The organism is Streptomyces sp. NPDC050856 (genome assembly GCF_040653855.1).
Classification (GTDB): domain Bacteria; phylum Actinomycetota; class Actinomycetes; order Streptomycetales; family Streptomycetaceae; genus Streptomyces.
The window spans coordinates 153,144-173,640 of record NZ_JBFAGV010000005.1; the positions used below are offsets into that span (position 1 = coordinate 153,144).

Annotated in this window: 18 protein-coding genes; 15 read left to right on the forward strand and 3 right to left on the reverse strand. The window is 73.7% G+C overall.

The genetic code is table 11. The annotated features are described in order from the left end of the window. The first annotated feature begins 6 nt into the window (after positions 1 to 6). From AB0H53_RS06980 to AB0H53_RS07010, 7 genes are all read left to right on the forward strand, one after another. A complete protein-coding gene (locus AB0H53_RS06980; RefSeq protein WP_362108317.1) occupies positions 7 to 714 on the forward strand; it encodes a transglutaminase-like domain-containing protein in 708 nt (235 codons plus the stop codon). Positions 715 to 731: 17 nt separating this feature from the next. Next, positions 732 to 2,108: a TrpB-like pyridoxal phosphate-dependent enzyme gene (locus AB0H53_RS06985; protein WP_362108319.1), complete on the forward strand. Its 1,377-nt coding sequence runs from the start codon at positions 732 to 734 to the stop codon at positions 2,106 to 2,108. Further along, positions 2,105 to 3,370 (forward strand): ATP-grasp domain-containing protein, encoded by a 1,266-nt coding sequence (locus AB0H53_RS06990; RefSeq protein WP_362108321.1) that lies wholly within the window; start codon positions 2,105 to 2,107, stop codon positions 3,368 to 3,370. The genes AB0H53_RS06985 and AB0H53_RS06990 overlap by 4 nt, the downstream gene beginning before the upstream one ends. A gap of 32 nt (positions 3,371 to 3,402) precedes the next feature. Then, entirely contained in the window at positions 3,403 to 3,921 is a 519-nt protein-coding gene (locus tag AB0H53_RS06995; RefSeq protein ID WP_362108323.1) for a hypothetical protein, read from the forward strand. Between the two features lie 41 nt (positions 3,922 to 3,962). Next, entirely contained in the window at positions 3,963 to 4,454 is a 492-nt protein-coding gene (locus AB0H53_RS07000) for a cobalamin-dependent protein (RefSeq protein WP_362108325.1), read from the forward strand. Next, positions 4,451 to 5,836 (forward strand): methylaspartate mutase, encoded by a 1,386-nt coding sequence (locus AB0H53_RS07005; protein WP_362108327.1) that lies wholly within the window; start codon positions 4,451 to 4,453, stop codon positions 5,834 to 5,836. The genes AB0H53_RS07000 and AB0H53_RS07005 overlap by 4 nt, the downstream gene beginning before the upstream one ends. Before the next feature lie 115 nt (positions 5,837 to 5,951). Then, positions 5,952 to 7,184 (forward strand): ATP-grasp domain-containing protein, encoded by a 1,233-nt coding sequence (locus AB0H53_RS07010; protein ID WP_362108329.1) that lies wholly within the window; start codon positions 5,952 to 5,954, stop codon positions 7,182 to 7,184. Positions 7,185 to 7,223: 39 nt separating this feature from the next. Here AB0H53_RS07010 and AB0H53_RS07015 read toward each other — a convergent pair whose 3' ends face one another. Both AB0H53_RS07015 and AB0H53_RS07020 read right to left on the reverse strand, forming a co-directional pair. After that, complete coding sequence (locus tag AB0H53_RS07015) at positions 7,224 to 8,036, reverse strand: alpha/beta fold hydrolase (RefSeq protein ID WP_362108331.1); 813 nt, start codon at positions 8,034 to 8,036, stop codon at positions 7,224 to 7,226. Positions 8,037 to 8,043: 7 nt separating this feature from the next. Beyond that, on the reverse strand, positions 8,044 to 8,301 hold the full coding sequence (locus AB0H53_RS07020; protein WP_362108333.1) for a phosphopantetheine-binding protein: 258 nt from the start codon (positions 8,299 to 8,301) through the stop codon (positions 8,044 to 8,046). Between the two features lie 183 nt (positions 8,302 to 8,484). Here AB0H53_RS07020 and AB0H53_RS07025 point away from each other — a divergent pair, with 183 nt between their 5' ends. From AB0H53_RS07025 to AB0H53_RS07060, 8 genes are all read left to right on the forward strand, one after another. Next, on the forward strand, positions 8,485 to 10,155 hold the full coding sequence (locus tag AB0H53_RS07025) for an aromatic amino acid ammonia-lyase (RefSeq protein WP_362108335.1): 1,671 nt from the start codon (positions 8,485 to 8,487) through the stop codon (positions 10,153 to 10,155). Continuing rightward, on the forward strand, positions 10,139 to 11,605 hold the full coding sequence (locus AB0H53_RS07030; protein ID WP_362108337.1) for a hypothetical protein: 1,467 nt from the start codon (positions 10,139 to 10,141) through the stop codon (positions 11,603 to 11,605). The genes AB0H53_RS07025 and AB0H53_RS07030 overlap by 17 nt, the downstream gene beginning before the upstream one ends. Next, positions 11,605 to 13,434 carry an asparagine synthase (glutamine-hydrolyzing) gene (asnB, locus tag AB0H53_RS07035; RefSeq protein WP_362108339.1) on the forward strand — a complete coding sequence of 610 codons (1,830 nt, stop codon included), beginning with the start codon at positions 11,605 to 11,607 and terminating at the stop codon, positions 13,432 to 13,434. Before AB0H53_RS07030 ends, asnB begins: the two co-directional genes overlap by 1 nt. Positions 13,435 to 13,507: 73 nt before the next feature. After that, complete coding sequence (locus tag AB0H53_RS07040; protein ID WP_362108341.1) at positions 13,508 to 14,203, forward strand: alpha/beta fold hydrolase; 696 nt, start codon at positions 13,508 to 13,510, stop codon at positions 14,201 to 14,203. A 7-nt stretch (positions 14,204 to 14,210) separates the two neighbouring features. Next, positions 14,211 to 15,566, forward strand: coding sequence for a condensation domain-containing protein (locus AB0H53_RS07045; RefSeq protein WP_362108343.1), 1,356 nt, complete (start codon positions 14,211 to 14,213; stop codon positions 15,564 to 15,566). Continuing rightward, positions 15,563 to 16,816, forward strand: a complete 1,254-nt coding sequence (locus tag AB0H53_RS07050; protein WP_362108345.1) for an MFS transporter — start codon at positions 15,563 to 15,565, stop codon at positions 16,814 to 16,816. Before AB0H53_RS07045 ends, AB0H53_RS07050 begins: the two co-directional genes overlap by 4 nt. Positions 16,817 to 16,820: 4 nt before the next feature. Further along, complete coding sequence (locus tag AB0H53_RS07055) at positions 16,821 to 18,359, forward strand: amino acid adenylation domain-containing protein (protein ID WP_362108347.1); 1,539 nt, start codon at positions 16,821 to 16,823, stop codon at positions 18,357 to 18,359. A 24-nt stretch (positions 18,360 to 18,383) separates the two neighbouring features. Continuing rightward, positions 18,384 to 19,721, forward strand: a complete 1,338-nt coding sequence (locus tag AB0H53_RS07060; protein WP_362108349.1) for an ATP-grasp domain-containing protein — start codon at positions 18,384 to 18,386, stop codon at positions 19,719 to 19,721. Here the strand turns inward: AB0H53_RS07060 and AB0H53_RS07065 are convergent. Then, entirely contained in the window at positions 19,678 to 20,469 is a 792-nt protein-coding gene (locus tag AB0H53_RS07065) for a response regulator transcription factor (protein WP_362108351.1), read from the reverse strand. The two genes, AB0H53_RS07060 and AB0H53_RS07065, sit on opposite strands and share 44 nt — an antisense overlap. Between the last annotated feature and the right edge of the window lie 28 nt (positions 20,470 to 20,497).

The window sequence follows — 20,497 nt, forward strand, 5'->3', positions numbered from 1 at the left end:
GAACACATGACAGTCGATTTCGATGCGCTGCGGGCACCGACCGAGTTCCTCGACCACGGTTCACCGGCGGTCCGCGACTTCGTGGCGGGGGTACTGGGCCGTGCGGGAGCCGTGCGGGCCGGCGGGGACGGCACCGACAGCGCCGTGCGCAAGGCGGTGGCGCTCTACTACGCGGTCCGGGACGACATCCCCTACGAGGTCTACGGCGCCGACCTGACCCGGAGGGGCCTGAGCGCCAGCGGAGTCCTGGAGCGCGGCCTGGGATTCTGCGTGCACAAGTCCATCCTGTACGCGGCGGCCGTCCGGGCGGTGGGCATCCCCAGCCGTCTGTACTACGGCGACGTGCGCAACCACCTCGCGTCCCCGCGGCTGCGGGAGCTGGTCGGCGGGGACGTCTTCCGCTTCCACAGCCTGGCCGTGGTCCACCTGGACGGCCGGTGGGTCAAGGTGACCCCGGTCTTCAACAAGATGCTCTGCAAGCTCTACGGCATCAGACCCCTGGAGTTCGACGGGCGCGGCGACAGCCTCTACCACCCGTTCGACGAACAGAACCGCCGGCACATGGAGTTCCTCCACGTCCACGGCGAGTTCGACGACGTCCCCTACGACCTGGTGGTCGACGGGATCAAGCAGGCCCACCCCCGGCTGTTCGCCGGCTCGCACACCACCACTGCCGGGTCCCTGGTCGCCGAGGCGACCGGCCGGGCGCTGTGAACAGGAAGGCCTCCCCCATGCGGAACGTGGAGAGAACACGGTTCTCGCTCAGCGAGACCGAGGCTCCGACCACCTGGTACAACCTGGCGGCGGACCTTCCCGGGCCGGCGCTGCCACCACCGCTCAACCCGGTGACCCGGCTGCCGCTGACCCGGGCGGAGATGGCCCACACGATGCCGGAGCCCCTCATCGAGCAGGAGCTCAGCACCGAGCGGGAGATCGGGATACCCGAGGCGGTGCGGCAGCTCTACGCGCTGTGGCGGCCCTCGCCGCTCTTCCGGGCCCGCCGCCTGGAGCGCGAGCTGGACACCCCGGCACGCATCTACTACAAGTACGAGGGCGGCGCCCCCACCGGCAGCCACAAGCCCAACACGGCCATTCCGCAAGCTTATTACAACAAGCTGGCGGGGAAGACCGGCCTGGTCACCGAGACCGGCGCGGGCCAGTGGGGCAGCGCCACCGCGCTCGCCGCCGCCTACTTCGGGATGACCGCCAAGGTCTACATGGTCAAGGTGAGCTTCGAGCAGAAGCCCTACCGCCGCGCGCTGATGGAGACGTACGGGGCGCGGTGCGTGCCCAGTCCGAGCCGGGAGACCGAGGTCGGGCGCAAGATCCTCGCCGACGACCCCGACTGCCCCGGCAGCCTGGGCATCGCCACCTCGGAGGCGCTGGAGGCGTTCGCCGAGGACCCGTCGCTGGGTTACGTGCTGGGCAGCGCCGCCAACCACGTACTGCTGCACCAGACCGTCATCGGCCAGGAGGCCGTCCGGCAGATGGAGCTGGCGCAGGACTACCCCGACATCGTCGTGGGCTGTTCGGGCGGCGGCAGCAACCTGGCCGGGCTGACCTTCCCCTTCCTCGGCGAGCAGCTGCGCGGTGGCCGGAAGGTGCGCCTCATCGCGGTCGAGCCGGCCGCGTGCCCCACCCTCACCCGGGGCACCGTCGCCTACGACTACGCCGACACCGGCCGGCTCGGCCCGCTGTTCCGGATGCACACGCTGGGGCACGGGTTCGTACCGCCGGCGGTGCACGCGGGCGGTCTGCGCGCCCACGGCATCGGCCCGCTGGTCAGCCGGTGCGTGGAGGACGGCCTGATCGAGGCGAGGGCGGTGACGCAGACCAGTTGCTTCGAGGCCGGTGTGCGGTTCGCCCGCAGCGAGGGCATCGTGCCGGCCCCCGAGTCCACCCACGCCATCCGGGTCGCGGTGGACGAGGCGCTGCGCTGCCGGGAGGAGGGCACGCCGAAGACGATCCTGTTCGGCCTGTCGGGCCACGGCCACTTCGACCTCGCGGCGTACGACAAGTACTTCGCCGGCACGCTGGCCGACGACCGGCCGGACGAGGCGCTGCTGGCCCGTGCGGCCGACGGCATCCCGCGGGTGGAGCCGGCATGAGCCGGGACCTGACGGTGGCGGTCGTGGACGCCGACGGGATCGGCGCCCATCTGCCGGCCGCGCTGGCCCGGCACGGTCTGCGCGGCGTCGTGGTCCGCTCCGACACCCCCGACAGCGGCTTCGCCGGCAGCGCGGCGGACACCGCGGCCGACGTGGCGCACCGGGGGGACCTGGCGGTCACGGCGGAGGAACTGCGCCGTCTCGGGGTCGGGTTCGTGGTCGCGGGCACCGAGTCCGGGGTGCTGCTCGCCGACGCCCTGTCGGCCGAGCTGGGCACCCCGGGCAACGGGATGAGCAGGCCGTCGGCCCGCCGGGACAAGCACGAGATGGTGCTGGCGGTCCGGGCGCGGGGCCTGGCCACCGCGGCGACCGTCGCCACCGGTTCGCTCAGCGAACTGGAGGCGTGGGCCGAGCGGTACGGGCAGTGGCCCGTGGTCCTCAAGCCGCCGGCCAGCGCCGGGACGGACCACGTCCGCTTCTGTCACACCCCGGCGGAGCTGCGCGCCGCCTTCGCCGCCATCACCGCCGCCACCGACCGGTACGGCAGCCGCAACACGCGGGTGCTGGCCCAGCAGTTCCTGCGCGGCGAGGAGTACTTCGTCAACACCGTCAGCCGGGACGGCCTGCACCACGTGGTGGAGGTGTGGCGCTACCACAAGGGCCTGGTCACCGGCGGGGTCCCGATGTACGACTACGAGGAGCCGGTCCCGCCGCACGACCCGGCCGTCGCCCGGGTGTCGGCCTACGCCCTGGCCGTGCTGGACGCCCTGGAGATCCGCAACGGGGCGGCCCACACCGAGGTGATGCTGACCGCCGAGGGGCCGGTCCTGGTCGAGTGCGCGGCCCGGCCGGGCGGGGCGCACCAGCCGGCCGTGGTGTCGCGCTGCCTGGGCACCGACCAGATCGAGCTGCTGGCCCGGGTGATCGCCCGGCCGGAGGAGATCGGCCGGGCAACCCTGCCGAGGTACGAGCTGCGCACCCCGCTGCGCTACGTGTCCCTGATCAGCCGGGTCCACGGGGTGATCCCCGGCGCCGAACGCCTGGCCGGGGTCCGCGCGCTGGAGTCGTTCACCGAGCTGGTGCTCGCCGGGCCGGCGGGCTCGCCCGTCCGGCCCACCGTGGACCTGGGCAGTTCCCCCGGATACGTCTACCTGAGCGCGCCGAGCGCGGCCCGGGTGGAGGCGGACTACCGCACACTGCGCGAGCTGGAGGCGGGCGGCCTGTACGAGGCGCCCGTCCTCGCGCCCGCGCGCGACCACTGACGAACAACCGAACCGATCAAGGCGGTATCACGATGTCCCAGACCACCGGCGTCCCCGACAACCTCGACGAGCTGGCCGAGTACCCGGCCGACTGGACGCACACCGAGAAGCGGATCTTCCCCGGCGAGCACCTGAGCCTGCCGGAAGCCTGCCTGAAGTGGTACGACATCCGCGGCGTGGACCAGGACGCGGCCCCGGAGGTCTCCAAGGAGGCCAGGGAGTTCCTGCGCGCCGAGGCCGCGGAGGGCCGGCTGGAGCTGCGCAAGGAGTTCGGCTTCGTCCTGCTGCACCGGTGCGGCGAGCAGTACTTCATGATCGTGTGCGTCTGGCGCAACAAGAACGAGATGTGCCAGGCGATCTACTCCCGCGGCGAGGACGGTTTCCAGCCGTACCGGGCCGCGCCCGGCACGCTGCGCGCCACCCAGGAGGTGGTGGAGCTGGACGCCACCTCCCACGAGCGGCGCGGCTGGTCGCGCTACCTGCGGTCGTCGCGCGACGCCGCGGCCAAGCGGGCGTACCTGGACGACGCCTGCACGGGGCAGCTGATCTGACGCGGTGCCCGGCGTCCCGTACAGCGGAGAAGGGAGTGTCCGTGACTGGGCAGGAACACCGGCCGCGCCCCACCGGCGCGGGCCCCGGCCGGCGGCTGGTCATCCTCGGCGTGGCCGCGAGTGACAGCCACGCCGTCGCCAACCATCTGATCGCCCACGGGCTGCGGGAGCTCGGGTTCACCGTGGTGAACCTGGGGACCTGCACCCCGGTGGCCGAGTTCGCCGCCGCCTGCCGCGAGTACCCGCAGGCGGAGGCGGTGCTGGTGGGCAGTCTCAACGGGCATGTCCACGAGGACCTCAGGGACCTCCCGGCGGCCCGGGCGGCGGGGGCCATCCGCTGCCCGGTCGTCGTCGGCGGCAATCTGTCGGTCGGCAGCCACAAGGACGAGGCGGCGCACGAGCGGCTGCTGGCGCTGGGCGTCGACCGGATCCTCACCGACCCCTCCGAACTGCCGGCCGTGCTGGACGAACTGCGCGAGGCGGCGGGACGGGCGGCGCCGGCGGCCGGCCGGGCCGGGCTCGGCGCCGCGTGACCGGCCGGTCCCCCGTGGGCACCGGCCGGTTCCGGGCCCCCGCCCCGCCCTCGCTCCAGGAATCGGCGGCGTACATCATCTCGCTGGGCAAGCCGACCGCGGAAGCGGTACTGCGCCGGGCCGGGGAGTCCGGCCGGGTGGCGGTCCAGCCGCGCTGCGGAGTGGGCGGGCACCGGGAGATGAAACGGCTGCTGCGCACCCTGGAGGCCGAGGCGGCGCCCGACATCCTCACGCTGACCATCGACTCCCACACCCGGCTGCGCCGGTTCGAGCAGGCCCGGCGCACCCTCGCCGACAACCCGCGGGACCTCAACGGCTATCCGCTGGTCACCCACGGCTGGCGGCGGGGCAGGGACCTGAACGAGGCGGTGGCGGCCCCGCTGGAGGTGCGGCACGGGTCGCCCGACGCCCGGCTGCTGTTCGAGGTGGCCGTCGCCTCGGGCATCACCTCGTTCGAGGGCGGCGGCATCTCGTACAACCTGCCCTACTCCAAGGCCGTCCCGCTGGCCGAGTCGCTGGCGGCCTGGGAGGAGGTCGACCGCCGGTGCGGGGAGCTGGCGGAGCTGGGCGTCGTCATCGACCGGGAGCTGTTCGGCACGCTGACCGCCGTTCTGGTGCCGCCCTCGATCAGTCTGGCGATCAGCGTCCTGGAGGCGGTGCTGGCCACCCGCGCCGGGGTGCGCTGCGTCTCCGTGGCGTATCCGCAGGGCGGTCACCTCGTCCAGGACGTCGCCGCCCTGCGGGCCGTCCCGGTGCTCGCCGAGCGCTACCTCCCGGCCGGGGTGGCGGTGCCCCCGGTGCTGCACGAGTTCATGGGCGTCTTCCCCCGGGCCCGCCGCGACGCCGAGGACCTGATCCTGTACGGCGCGCTGGTGGCGCGGCTCGGCGGGGCCCGCAAGGTCATCAGCAAGACCCACCAGGAGGCGGCCGGGATCCCCGACACCCAGGCCAACGTCGACGGGCTCCGGCTGGCCGACCGCGCCAACTCCCCGCTGCTGGACTTCCTCACCGTGGACGAGTCGGGGGTCACGGCCGAGCTCGACCGGATCCTGCGGGAGGTGGACGAGATCGTCGCACCCGTCCTGGGCCGGGGCGGCGATCCGCGGGCGGCGATCGTCGAGGCGTTCGCCGACGGGAGCCTGGACATCCCCTTCAGCGCGAGCCGGTACGCCCGGTCCGACATCGTCCCCCGGCGGGACGCGGAGGGCGCCATCCGATACCTGTCCGCCGGTTCCCTGCCGTTCTCGCGGCGCACCGTGCGGGACAACCACGAACTGCTGGGCGAGGTGGGCCCCGTCCCGGCACCGATGGGGCAGATGCTCGCCGGGCTGACGGCGGACATCCACTACTTCCCCGACCTGTTCCGGGAGCGGCGGCCCTGAGCCGCCCGGAGCCGGACCCGCCCCGGGACCCCGGCCCCGGGCACCCGTCCCGGCCCGACCCGATCCGACCCACCACGCACCGTGGTGATCCGTACGCGAGAAAGTGACGCACACCATGACGTCAGCCAAGCGCCTGCTCCTCATGGGCGGTTCCACCACCCACCTGCGCAAGGCCCGCGCCAGCGGCGCCGACATCGTCTGGTTCCGGTTCCCCGACGAGACCGACCCCGAGGACGAACGCGGCGTGGAGGTGGTCCGCGCCGACTACGCCGACTGGGAGGTGCTGCGCCCGCTGGTGCTCGAAGCCCACGGCCGGCGGCCCTTCGACGCCGCGGTCTCCCTCACCGAGCCCGGCCTGGACCCGGTGGCACGGGTGAACGACCTGTTGCGACTGGGCGGGACGGGCTACGAGGTGACCCACCGGTTCACCGACAAGTCGCGGATGCGCGCCCACCTGGCCCGGACCGCGCCCGCCGGTGTCCGGGCGGTGGCCGCCGCGCTGGTCGCCGGCCGTGACAGCCTGACCCGGTTCGGCGCCGACCACGGCTACCCCTTCATCGTGAAGCCCACGTGCGGGACGGCGAGTTTCGGCGTACTGAAGGTCGACTCGGAGCAGGAGACGGAGGCGGCCTGGCGGGAGGTGGGCCGGCTGCGCGACTCCGGCCATCCCCTGGTCCACGCCTACGACCTGGACGAGTTCCTCATGGAGGAGTACGTCGACGGTCCGCTGTGCAGCGCCGAGACCTTCAGCTTCGACGGGCGCCACGTGGTGGTGGCGGTGACCGAGGCGATCACCGAGCAGAGCAACCACGTGCACGTCGGGCACGCCCTCCCGGCGCGGGTGGACTCCGGTGTCGAGGCGGACGTGGTGCGGGTGACGGCCGCCTTCCTCGACGCCATGGGCTTCCGGGACGGGCCCACGCACACCGAGTTCAAGCTGACGCCCGAGGGGCCGGTGGTCATCGAGTCGCAGACCAGGGTGGGCGGCGCCCTGCTGGGGGACCTGATGGAGACGGTCTACGGCCTGGACCTCCAGGAACTGGCGTTCGGCTGGCCGCTGGGCCTCGCGGAGGCGCCCGGGGAGCGCCCGGCGCCCCGGGGAGCCGCCGCGAGCTGGCTCGTCGTCGCCCGGCCGGGCACGGTCCGCGAGATCCAGGGCCTGGACACGGTGCTGGCCCGGCCCGACACCCTGGGGGTCGACCTGTGGGTGGGGCCGGGCGACACGGTCCGGTCCTTCGACGGCCAGTGGGACGGCCTGGGACACGTCGCCAGCCGGGCGGAGGACACCACCTCCGCCATCGCGCACTGCCGGCGGTCGCTGGCCGAGCTCCGGATCCTCACCGACTGACCGGCCACCGGCGGCGCTTCGGTGCCGCCCCCGGTGTGCCTACGGCCGCCGGGCGCCCTGTCCGGCGACCGCGGCCAGATGGGCCAGCAGCGCGTCGGTGACCGCGGCCGTCTCCCCGGGTGCGGCCAGGTGCCCCGAGTCGACGGTCACCAGGGCGGCGTGTCCCATCCCCCGTGCCAGCTCCTCGGCCTGGCTCGGCGGTGTGGCCACGTCGCGCGCGCCGGCGACGACCAGGGCCGGCGCCGTCACCCGTGGCAGGTCCGCCCGCAGGTCGTGGCCGGCGATGGCGTCGCAGCAGGCCGCGTAACCGGCCGGGTCGACCCCGGCCAGGTCGCGCAGCAGGGCGGCGCCCCGGGCGGTGGCCGCCGTGGCCGGGTCGGCGAACCACCGCTGGGCAGCGGCCTTCAGGAGCGGTGCGGTGCCCCGGCGCCGGACCTCGGCCGCCCGGTCGCGCCAGTGGGCCGGATCGCCGAACCGGGCGGAACTGCTGATCAGGCAGAGGGAGCTGATCCGGTCCGGGTGGTGCACCGCGAGGTGCGCCCCGATCGCCCCGCCCAGCGAGATGCCCGCGTAGTGGAAGGCGTGGTGCCCGTGGTGGTCGGCGAGGTCCAGCACGAGCCGGGCCAGGTCCGCCATGGACGTGCCGCCGGGCCGGGGGTCGGGAAGCGGCGCGGCCGACGATCCGCCGTGCCCCGGCAGGTCGAAGCGCAGGACGCGGTACTGGCCCGCCAGCCGCGCCACATGGGGCTCCCAGACGGCCGTGGAGGTGCCCAGCGACGGGCCGAGGACCAGGAGCGGGGCGTCCGCCGGGCCCTCCGTGCGGTGGTGGAGCAGGTCTGCGGGGCGGGCCACGGGATCCCTACCAGCTCTCGAACCGGGCCGGGTCCACGACCGCCTCGGCCAGTCCCCGCAGCGTCGGCTGCCGGAGCACCCCGGACGGCGGCATCGACAGGCCGGCCTCCTCGGCCCGGCTGGCGACGATGAGGGCGAGCAGGGAGTCACCGCCCAGTTCGAAGAAGTCCTGGTCGGGCCCTTCCACCGGGGTCTCCAGGACGTCCTCCCATATCTCCCGCAGGATCCTCAGGACTTCCTCGGTCGTGCGCTCTGCCGCGGTCATGCCTCTCCCGGGTCCATGGCCGGTACGGAAATCCGGCTGGTGGCTGCTGGATGCTAGCCCGCCACCCGCCCCGCGCGGGCCCGCCCAACGGACAGGTAGGCAACAGGTCATAGGGCCGAAGCCCGCGAGGGCCCGGGTCCGGGACGCTGTCCTTCTCTCCAGCCCTCCTGGAAAGGACACGAGGTGCCGGGCATACCCCACACACGCGCCCCCCGCGGTCTCGCGCTCGACGGCGCGTCGCTCTCGCCCCACGAGGTGGCCTGGGCCGCGCGCGGCGGCGCCCCCGCGGCACGGGCGTTCATCACCGACGAGGCCAGGAAGCGGATGCGGGGCTCCCTCGGGCTGAAGTGGTCCCTGCTGGAGCGGGAGGTCCCCGTCTACGGGGTCACCACGGGTTTCGGCGACAGCTGCGTCCGGCAGATCTCCCCGGACAAGGCCGCGGCCCTCCAGCGCAACCTGGTCCTGTACCACCTCAACGGGGTGGGCCCGGCGGCGACCTCCGACGTGGCCAGGGCGACCATGCTGATCCGCGCCAACGCGCTGTCCCGGGGCCCCTCCGCGGTGCGCCCGGAGGTCGTGGACACCCTGCTGGAGCTGCTGGCCAGGGACGTACTGCCGCTGATCCCCGAGCGCGGGTCGCTCGGCGCCAGCGGCGACCTGGTCCCGCTGTGCTACCTGGCCGCCGCGCTCATCGGCGAGGGCGACGTGAGCCACCGGGGCCGGGTCCGCCCGGCGCCGGACGCGCTGCGGGACGAGGGGCTGGCGCCGCTGGTCCTGGAGCCCAAGGAGGGCATCGCCCTCATCAACGGCACCTCCTTCACCGCCGCCTACGGGGTGCTCGCCGCCTGGGACGCGCGGGAACTGGCCTTCGTCGCCGAGCTGGCCACCGCGATGACGCTGGAGGCCCTGCGCGGGAACGCCTCGGCGATGCACTCCTTCGTCCACGAGAACAAGCCGCACCCCGGGCAGGTGCGGAGCGCCGCCACCGTACGGGCGCTGCTGGCGGGCTCCCGGCTGGCGACGTCCTTCGAGGACGTCCTGCTGCGCCGGGAGCGTTTGAACGGGCGGGGATTCCTGCGGCTGGGCGACCCGGTCCAGGAGCGGTACTCGGTGCGGTGTGCCCCGCAGGTCATCGGCGTCACGCACGACACGCTGGACTGGGTGGAGCGCTGGCTGGGTGTCGAGATCAACTCCTCCAGCGACAACCCGCTGTTCGATGCCGAGGAGCCGGGCCTGCACCTGGGGGGCAATTTCTACGCCGGCCACGTCGGCCAGGCCATGGACAGCCTGAAGGTGGCGGTGGCCGGGCTCGCGGACCTGCTCGACCGGCAGCTCGCCCTGGTCGTGGACGAGAAGTTCAACAACGGGCTGCCGCCCAACCTGATCGTCCCGCGCGAGCCGGTCGACCCCGAGGCCGGCCTGCACCACGGCTTCAAGGGCATGCAGATCGCCGCTTCGGCGGTCACCGCCGAGGCGCTGAAGAACACCGGCCCCGCCTCGGTGTTCTCCCGGTCCACCGAGGCGCACAACCAGGACAAGGTCAGCATGGGCACCATCGCGGCCCGCGACGCCCGCACCGTCAACGGCCTGGTGCGGGAGGCCGCCGCCATTCATCTGCTGGCGCTGGCCCAGGCGATCGAGCTGCGCGGGACCGAGCGGGCGGCGCCCGCCGTCCGGGCGGTGCACGCCCTCATCCGCGACCACTCCGCGTTCGTGGCGCGCGACCGCAGGCTCGACCACGACGTGGCGGCGGTCGTGGGACTGATCGAGAGCGGGGCGCTGCGCCGTGCGGCCGGCCTCCCCGACACCGACTTCATCGCAGGAAGGAGGCTGGCGGATGTTGCTGCTGCGTGACAGTGCGCGGAGCGCGGCCCTCGGCCGGCTCGCGGACGACCACACCTCCCTGGTGCACAGCGTCCACAGCGGCGAGGTGGACCTCACCGCCGTCCACGCCGGGAAGCTCGCCACCACACTGGCGGCGGCGGCCCGCAGCTCGCTCTACCGGCACATCTACGACGACGCCCTGCGGGAGGCGGTCACGCGGCCGGGAATCGACCCGCGGACCGCGCTGGAGGAGATCTTCCCCGGGCTGCCGCTGCTGAACAAGCAGGACCTCGCCGCGTACGGCGACGAGGCGTTCACCAGGCCGCTGGCGGAGTTCCTGCACTACTACGAGTCTTCGGGGACCACCGGTGACCCGGTGGCGGCGCCGAAGGCCGCCGACGACCTGGTGGTCAACACCATCAACATCGGCTCGCTGTGGGCGCAGCTGCTGCGGGAGCGGGACGTGGCGCTGATCCTGATCAACGCTCCCTTCGCCCCGGCGGCCTACCAGTTCGAGAAGGTGCTGGAGTACCTGGGAGTGATGTCCTTCCGCCCCTGGGTGGACAACATCACCGGTGACTACGGCAGGGTGCTGCGGCTGGTCGAGTCCCTGCGCGCCAATGTGTTCGTCGGCCCGCCGTCCCGGCTGCTGGAGATGATCCAGTTCGCGCACCGCGAGGGCCTGGCGGCACCCGGGTTCGACCGTCTGCTGCTGATGGCCGAGCAGACCGGTCCCAGCTTCGTCCGGCACCTGGAGCGGCTGACCGGGGGCGTCGCGTACGTGTGCTCCTACGGGTCGTCCGAGACCGGCACCACGGCCGTGACGTGCCGCGAGCGCAACCTGCACCTGCAGACGCACAGTTACCTGCTGGAGCTCACGGACGACTCCGGGACACGGCGGATCGACGGCTCGCCCGACCGGGGCGAGCTGGTGGTCACCACGCTGGACCTGCCCGCCAGGCCCCTGTTGCGGTACCGGACGGGCGACCGCGTCGAGATCACCGGCACCGACTGCCCGTGCGGGGTGCGCACCCCGGTGCTGCGCACCCTCGGCCGGGAGCAGGACGTGGTCACGCTCGCCACGAACGGCGTCCGTCAGAACGACCTGGAGGCCGCCCTGTGGTCGGAGCCGCTGCCGGACCACACGGTGTTCAACTACATGCTGGTGGTGCGGGAGCGGGGGGTGGTGCTGCTGGTCACCACGGACGGCGACCCCGGCCCGGAGTGGTTCGCGCATGTGTCGGGGCGGCTGGACCCGCTGTTCCCCGGTATGACGGTCGCCGTCCGCGTGGTCGGGACGCTGCCGCCGCTGGCCTCGCTCGGCCAGTACCTCGGGTGGAAGCTGTCCCGGGTGCTGGACCTGAACGACGAACGCAACTGGGCCCGGCTGCCCGAGCCGATCCGCGCCCTGGTGGCCGAGTCGCTGCGGCAGCTTGAGCCCGGCGGGCAGCCCCCGCGTGGCGCGGGCGGAGCGGCCTGATGTGCGGGATCGCCGGATGGGTGGACTGGGAGGCCGACCTGACGGCCCGGGGCGCGACGCTCGCGTCGATGGTCGGCACCATGGCCTGCCCGGGGACGGACGTCCCCCGCCACCTGCTGTCGCCGCGCGCCGCGCTCGGCGAGTGCGGGCCGGCCGGCCGCCGGAGCGGCGGCGACGGGGCGGTGACGGAAGCGGGCCCCGGCAGCCCGGAGCCGGCCGTGGTGGTCTTCGACGGCGAGATCCACAACGGTGGTGAGCTCCGCTCGGAACTGGAGCGGCGCGGCTGCGTGTTCCGCGGCGCCTCGGACACCGAGCTGGTGCTGCGGGCCTATCTGACCTGGGGCGAGGGGGCGTTCGACCGGTTCGCCGGGATGTACGCGTTCGCCGTCTGGGACACCCGCTCGCAGGCGCTGCTGCTGGTGCGCGACCGCCTCGGGATCACACCGCTGTACTGGACGCGCCGGGACGGCCGGGTCCTGTTCGGGTCCCGGCCCAGGGCCGTCCTGGCGCACCCGCTCTTCCCCGCCGAGGTGGACGCGGAGGGCCTGGCCGCGCTGTTCACCGTGGCCATCAAGCCTCCGGGCGCCGGTGTCTACCGCGACCTGGCCGAGGTGCGGCCCGGCCATGTCGTGCGCGTCGACCGCGCGGGCGCGCGGCAGCGGCGGTACTGGCGGCTGCGCGCCGAGCCGCACCCCGACGACCTGCCGGCCACCGTCGCCGAGGTGCGGCGCCTCCTGGGGGCGGCGATCGGTGAGCAACTGGTCTCCGACGTGCCGCTCGTCGCGCTGCTGTCCGGCGGCATCGACTCCAGCGCCATCGTCGCGCTCGCCGCGCGCCGGGCCGCCGCCCGGGGCGGCGGCAGGCTGGCCACCTACTCGCTGGACTTCGCCGGCGGGGAGGAGGACTTCAGGCCCGACGCCCTCCATGCGAGCCGGGACGCGCCCTTCGTCCGCGCCGTCACCGACCACGTGGGCACCGACCACACCGAGGTCGTCGTGGCGGCGCCCTCGCTGGTGGACGAGCTGGGCAGCGCCCTGCGCGCCCGGGACATGCCGGGCGTGGGCGACCTCGACGTCTCCCTGTTGCTCCTCTTCCGCGAGGTGCGCGAGCACGCCGCTGTGGCTCTCTCGGGCGAGGGCGCCGACGACCTCTTCGGCGGATACCCCTGGTTCCGTGCCGAGGCGGAGCGGGCGACCACCAACTTCCCCTGGTCGCGGGGGGTGACCGACCGCAACGCCCAGCTCTCGCCGGAACTGCGGGCCGTCCTCGACCTGGACGCCTATGTGGCGGACACCTATGCCGACGCGCTCGCGGAGGTGCCGCGGCTGGAGGGCGAGAGCGGCGCGGACCGGCGGCTGCGCGAGGTGTTCCACCTCCAGCTCACCCGCTTCCTGCCCTTCCTGCTGGACCGCCAGGACCGGATGAGCCGGGCCAACGGGCTGGCCGTGCGGCTGCCGTTCTGCGACCACCGGCTGGTGGAGTACCTGTGGAACGTGCCCTGGGAGTTCAAGCGGGCGGGCGGCCGGGACAAGGGGCTGCTGCGCTCGGCGGTGGCCGACCTGCTGCCCCCGGAGGTGGTCGAGCGGCCCAAGAGCGGCTTCCCCGTCGGGCAGAGCCCGGCGTACCTGGAGGGCGTCCGGCGCGCGGTCCGGGAGATCGTCGACGATCCGTCGTCCCCGGTGCTCGGGCTCGTCGACGCCCGCGCGGTGCGCTCCATGGTGGACAGCGACGCCTGGTTCAGCGGTACGTTCACGCCGCCACCCTGGCTGCCGCGCGTCATCCAGCTCGACCAGTGGCTGCGCGAGTACCGGGTCGCGGTCGTCCTGTGACCCGGCGGCCCGGCCACGGGCCCGACAGACCGATGTCACGCATTCCGTCGCAACACCCAGGAGGAGAACGGCGATGACACAGTTGCACGTGGAGCAGTGGGGCAGCGGCGACCGTACGGCCGTACTGGTGCACGGCATCACGGCCGACTCCAGCAGCTGGTGGCGCACCGGCCCGGAGCTGGCGGGCAGGGGGTTCCACGTCCTGGCCCCCGACCTGCCCGGCCACGGGCGCAGCCCGCGCTGGGAGACGTACTCGCTGGACGCCATGACCGACGCGCTCGTCGAGGCGCTGCCCCGGCGGCCGGCCCTGGCGGTGGGGCACTCGCTCGGGGCGCTGCTGCTGGCGCGGGCCTGCGAGCGGCTGGAGCCGGGGCGGGTGGTGTACGTCGACCCGGCCTGGGCGGCGCCGCCCGCCGACGGCGGCGCCATGGCCCGGGCACTGCGCGCCCAGAAGGACTGGGACATGGAGCAGATCACGGCGGCGCTCCCCCGGTGGGAACCGGAGGCGCGGCGGTACAAGCGCGCCGCGCTGGACCGCTGGGACCCCGAGACGGTGTCCTCCTTCGAGGGGTTCGCCGGGTACGAGCCCCCCGGCCCCACCGCTCCGGCCCTGCTGGTCCTGGCCGATCCCAGCCACAACATCCCGCCGCGGCGGGCGGAGCGGCTGCGCGGCGAGGGGTTCGAGGTGCGGACGGTGCCGGGCACCGGGCACGTGGTGCACAACGAGGACTTCGACGGGTTCAAGGCGGCGCTGAAGGGCTGGTACTGACGGCGGCATGGGACGTGACGAGGTGTACGCGGAACAAGAGCCGTCCTGGGCGCAGCGGCACCGCCTGGGCCAGATGGCGGTGGACGCGGCGGCCGGGACCTACCGGTCCAGCCACCCTTCGACGACGCTGCGCGTCAGCGGCCCCCTGGATGTCCCGGCGCTGGAACGCGCCTGGTACCGGCTCCAGTCGGCGCACCACGTCCTGCGGTGCGGCTTCGACCCGGAGAGCCGGCGATGGCGCCTGGACCGGCCGGCCGCGCCGGCCGGGCTCCACCTGGTGCGGGCCCCGTCCGGGCCGCCGGGAGCCGCCGGTCCGGCCGGGGAGGAGGCGGCGCGGCTGCTGGCGGAGCTGGAGGACGCCCCGTTCGACCTGGAGCACGGTCCGCTGGCCCGGCTCGTCCTCGTCGAGAGCGGCACGGACCACCTGTTCGCCCTGGTCACCGACCATCTCGTCAGCGACCTGTGGTCGCTGCACGTCCTGATGCGCGACCTGACCGCGTTCTACCGCCTGGAGCTCGGCCTGCCGGCCGACCCGCCGGCGGGCGCCTCGCTCCCCTTCCCCGAGCACGTGCGCCGGCAGAACGCCCATCTGGAGTCCGAGGCCGGCCGGGCCACGGTGGACCGGCTGGCCCACAGCCTGCGGCACGTCGGCCCCATACCGGAGCTGCGCTACGAGGGGTTCACCGGAGCGGCCACGGCCGGGTACGACGACCCGGGCCTGCTGCGCACCCGGATCCCCCGGGACCTGGCGGACGCGCTGGCCGCCGGCGCCCGCGCGTCCCGGATGAGCAAGTGGGCCTGGATCCACGCGGCCGTCCACCACGCGCTCCACACGCTCGGCGACCAGCCCGCGGTGGGGACGACCATGGTCACCGCCAACCGGGAGGCGGCCGCCGTCCGGCGGACCGTGGGGTTCCTGTCGGGGCGGGTCGTGGTGGCGACCGAGCGTACGGCGGCCGGTGACCCGAGGACGTTCCTGGACCACTTCAACCGGGCGGCGATGCGGGCGATCGACGTCAGCGCCTCGGTTCCCTGGGGGCGGATCATCGCCCGGATGCGGCCCGAGTCCTTCGGCGCTCCGAGCTCCGTCCCGTACCTCTCCTTCAACCCCCAGCCGGCGAGCATGAACCGGCTGCTGGACGACAGCGGGTTCGCCCACTGCGAGTCCCGGCCGCTGGCCCTGCCCGGCTTCACCCTCGACGCGGCCGTCGCCGTCCTGCCGGTGGAAGGGCCCGACGGGATCTCGGTGACCGTCCACCACCGTACGGACTGGTACCCGGAGCGGGCGGTGGAGCGGCTGTGGGAGAGGGTCGAGGGCACCCTGCGCGACTGGGTGCGTGCCCTGGGGGCGGAGCGGCCGTGAAACCGATCGGTGCCCGGTCCCTGGTCGGTGGCGACCGGCCGACGCGGCTGCTGCTGTGGGCCACCCTGCTCGTGGCGTTCGGCAGGGGCGTCTTCACCTCGTCGGTCATCGTCTTCCTGGCCACCGTGTTCGACCTGGACGCCGGCCGGATCGGCCTGGCCATGACCGGCGCGGGCCTGGCGGCGGTGACGGTCGCCGTACCGGCCGGTCACCTCTCGGACCGCTGGGGGGCGCGCAGGACGGCGGTCACGCTGGTGCTGTGCCAGGCGGCGGCCGTCGTGCCGTTCCTCTTCGTCCACGCCCACCTGGCGGTGACGGCGCTCGTGGTGGGGCTCGGGGCGGTGGACCGGGCGGGGAGCATCGCCCGCCGGGCGCTGGTTCCGGAGGTGATGGGCCCCACGGACCGGGTGCGCACCCAGGCCTATCTGCGCAGCACCATGAACGTGGGGATGTCGATCGGCGCGCTGGTGGCGGCGCCGGCCCTGGCGATCGGCACGCGTACGGCCTTCTCCGTACTGGTGCTGGCCGCCGTGGCGGCGTACGTGTGCTGCGCGGTGGTGACCGTGTCGCTGCCCACCCGGATGGCGGGAGAGACGGGGCCCGCAGCGGCGGCACCCCTCGTGAAGGACGGGCCGGCCCCCGCGTCACCGGCCCGCCGGCTCACCTCCGTGGCGGCTCTCGGGCTGGTGAACGGGCTGCTGGCGCTGCATGTCAGCATCCTCAACGTCGGCCTGCCGCTCTGGCTGACCGGGCACACCGACGCCCCGGGGTGGACGGTGGCGGCGATGCTCGTGGTGAACACGGTTCTGGCGGTGGTCTTCCAGCCGCTGCTGAGCCGCACCGCGGAGGATGTCCGGGGGGCGGCCAGGACGCTGGCCGCCTCCGCGGCCTTCTCGGCCGTCTCGTGCGTCCTGTTCGCCGGCACGGCGGGACGGGGCGGCCAGGTCCTGCTCGCCGTCGTCCTGCTGTCCGTGGTGGTGCTGACGGTGGCCGAACTGCTGCAGTCGGCGGGTGACTGGGGGCTGTCCTTCGGGCTGGCGCCGGCCCGTGAGCAGGGGCGGTACGCCGGGATCTTCTCCGCCGGCAGCGCCCTGGAGGAGATCTACGGCCCGGCCCTGGTGGTGTCGGTCGCCATCTCCCAGGGACCGAACGGATGGTTCTACCTGGCCTGCGTCATCGGCGCGGGCGGGCTGGCGGTCGTCCCCATGACGCACGCCGCGACCAAGTCCCGGATCCCCAGTGAGGCGTGACGACATGTGTGATCGCGCGACCATATCCGGCCGCTTCGAGGAGATGGCCGGCCGTGACCCGGCGAAGACCGCCGTGGCCGACGAGCAGGGCTCCCTCACCTACGACGAGGTCCGCCGGGCGAGCGCCGACATCGCCTCGGCCCTGCGGGAGGTCGCCGCCGCGACCGACCGTCTCGTCGCCGTCCGCGCCGGCCGCACCCGGTTCGCGCCCGTGGCGCTGCTGGGCGTCCTGCGCAGTGGACGGGGCTATGTGCCGATCGACCCCGAACACCCCACGGAGCGGCGCCTGTTCGTCCGGGACGACTGCGGTGCGCGACTCGTCGTCACCGACGCCGCGCTGGAGGCGGACGAGGTGCCGCTGGGAAAGGCGGGCCGCTTCACGGTCGCGGCCCGGCCCCCCGCCCGTGGCGACCTGTGCTGGCCGGTGTCCCCGGAGACCGCCTATGTCATCCACACGTCGGGCTCGACCGGTACGCCCAAGGGCTGCGTGGTCCGGCACGCGCAGGTGACCGCGCTCCTGGACGCCTGCGGGCAGGTGCTCGACCTGCGGCCGGCCGACGTCTGGGCGGTGTCCCACTCGTTCAGCTTCGACTTCAGCGTGTGGGAGCTGTGGGGCGCCCTGACGACCGGCGGGACGGCCCTGATCGTCCCCAGGTCGGCCGGCACGGACCCGGCCGCCCTGGTCGCCCTGCTGGACGCCGCGGGGGTCACCGTCCTCAGCCAGACACCGTCCATCTTCGGCTTCCTGGCCAAGGAGGTGCTGCGCTCGGGGCACCCGCTCCCCCGGCTGCGCTACGTCGTCCTGGGGGGCGAGGCGATCCGGCCCGAGGACCTCGCCGGGTGGTTCGACGCGGGAGCCGCCCCGCACGTGCGGATCGTCAACATGTACGGGATCACGGAGACCACGGTGCATGTCACCTGGACGCTCCTGGACGCCGGCGCGGTCCGCGCGGCGCGTGCCGACCGCACCCCCGTCGGTGTGCCGCTCCCGCACCTCGCGGTGTCGTTGCGCGACGCCGCCGGGCGCGAGGTGGCCGACGGCGAGGCGGGCGAGATCTGGGTGTCGGGCAGCGGGGTGAGCGACGGCTACCTCGGCCGGCCGGAACTGACGCGCGAGCGGTTCGTGGTGGACGCCGCTACGGGGGTGCGCCACTACCGCAGCGGTGACTGGGCGGTTCGGGACGGGGCCGGCCGGCTGCACTACATCGGCCGGACCGACGACCAGGTCAAGATCCGCGGGCACCGGATCGAGCTGCGGGAGATCGAGGCCGCGCTGCTGTCCCTGTCCGGTGTCCGGCAGGCCGCCTGCTCGGTGCGGCTGAACAGGGCGGGCCAGAAGGTCCTGTCCGCCCATGTGGTGCTGCGGGAGCCCGACGCACCGGCCCCCGCCACCGTCCGCGCCCATCTGCGCGCCCTGCTGCCGCCGTACATGGTCCCGCACCGGCTGGTACGCGTCTCCGCCCTGCCGGTCAACGCCAACGGCAAGCTGGACCGGGCCGCTCTGGCCACCACGCCCGCCCTCGACTGGCCCACGGCCGGCTGAGCCCCCGTCGGATTCGGAGCACCCATGGAACACGCGTCGCACCGCCCCCGGCTGGCCGTCGTCTACGACCGGGGAGCCGCGTCGGTCGCCGAGATCACCGCATCGCTCTCGCCGGTCGCCCCACTGGTCTTCGTGGTGGACCCCGAGGACGCTCACACCGAGCCGCTGCTGCCGCTGCTGCGGGACATGGGCGAGGTGGTCTCCCTGGCGGACGGACCCGACCGGGCGGCCGCGCGGCTCCGGCGGGCCGGTGCGGAGGGCGTCGTCACCTTCAGCGAGCGCATGCTGCCGGTCACCGCGGAACTCGCCGGCCGGCTGGGGCTGGAGTTCCACGACCGGCGGACCGTGGAGCGTCTGACGGACAAGTGGCGCCAGCGGGCCTGCCTGCGGGAGGCCGGCGTGGACAGCGTCCGCTGCCGGCGGGTCACCGCTCTCGACGGCCTGCCTCCGGCCCTCGCGGAGGTCGGGTACCCGGCGATCGTGAAGCCCGTGGTCAGCGAGGGGAGCCGCAACACCTACCGGATCGACGGGGGTGACGACGTCCCCGGTCTCCTCGCCCGCCTGGCGGAGGCGGACGAGGAGACCGGCTTCGTCGTCGAGGAGTACCTGCCGGGCCGGCCCGGCGGCGAGTTCAGCGACCAGGTGTCGGTGGAGAGCGTCGTCCAGCGGGGCCGGGTCGCGCACCTGGGCGTCACCGGCAAGTTCCGGCTGCTTCCGCCGTTCCGCGAGCGGGGCTCCTTCCTCCCCGCGGTGCTGTCCGCCCCCGAGACGCGGCGGGTCCTGGACCTCGCCGGCCGAGCCGTCACCGCCCTCGGGGTCGAGAACGGACTGACCCATGTCGAGATCAAGCTGACCCCGGCGGGTCCCAGGCTCATCGAGGTCAACGGACGGCTGGGGGGACACCTCGGCGAACTGGTGCTGCGGGCCTCGGGTCAGGACATGATTCGGATGGCCGGACTCGTGGCACTCGGAGAACCCGTCCGGGCCGCCTTCGTCTCTCCCGGGGACGTCGTTTTCCATTTCATGAATCAGGCCCCTCCCCTGCCGTGCCGACTGGTATCTGTTGACGGCGCCAAGGAGCTCCGGAATACTGAGGGGGTGTCAGGGTACCGAGCTTTTGTACGCCCGGGCGCTTCGATTTCCGGAGGTGTTTCCACGACCGATCTGGACATCCTGTTCGGCCGGGCGTCCAGCCATGACGAAATGCTGCGCGTACTCGATTCCGCTCGCGCTCGCCTGACGTTCACCTTCGATTTTCCGGCGGGGCCGGCGGTTCTCGACACCGCCGCACTCGACGCGACGCTCCCCGCGGGCGGTCTCATCGGGCCTCCGGCAGACAACGGTCACGCGCGTAGACAATAGCCTGGGTACGGTTCCGTACACCGAGCTTGCGGAGCAGATTGGAGACGTGGAACTTTATCGTTCGCTCGCTGAGCACGAGCGCCCGCGCCACTTCCTGGTTGGACATCCCGGTGATGACCAGTTCGAAGATCTCCTGCTCGCGCGCGGTCAGCGTGGACAATTGATCACCCGCGGGGAGCGGGGGGACACGGCCACCGACCAGGTCGACCAGCTTCCGGGCGAGCGGCGGCGGGATGACGGCGTGTCCCGCCGACACCGCCCGGACCGCGGCGGCGACCTCGTCCTGCGCCCCGTCGTTCAGGACGACGGCGTCGGCGCCCGTGCGGAGGTACTCCAGCGCCCCGTCCATGGTGGCCGGATCGCTGAGGATGATCACCCCCACCCGGTGCCCGTGCTGGCGGACGCGGCGCAGGACGTCGGCGGTCTCCCAGGCCGGGTCCGCGTCGTCGAGGAGGACGATCCGCGGGGCCTCCATGGCCAGAATCCGGTTCAGTTGCTGCGGGGTGGTGGCCTCTGCCACCAGTTCCATGTCCGGGGATTCCGTGATGACGGTGCGGAGTGCGACCCGCATCAGCGTGCGGCTCGCCAGGACCGCGACTCCGACACCCGGCCGGTCCGACGAGTTCTCGACCGGGTCCGGGATGCGTTTTCGTCGTGCTGCTAAATTCTCGTCGCCTGCGGAATCGGCTTCCTCCGCATGGGGGTTGTGTAATGTGGCGGTTCCTGACAGCGTTTTGCTCACGAGCATGAGAAGGCCTTATCCATCCCGTCTTCGA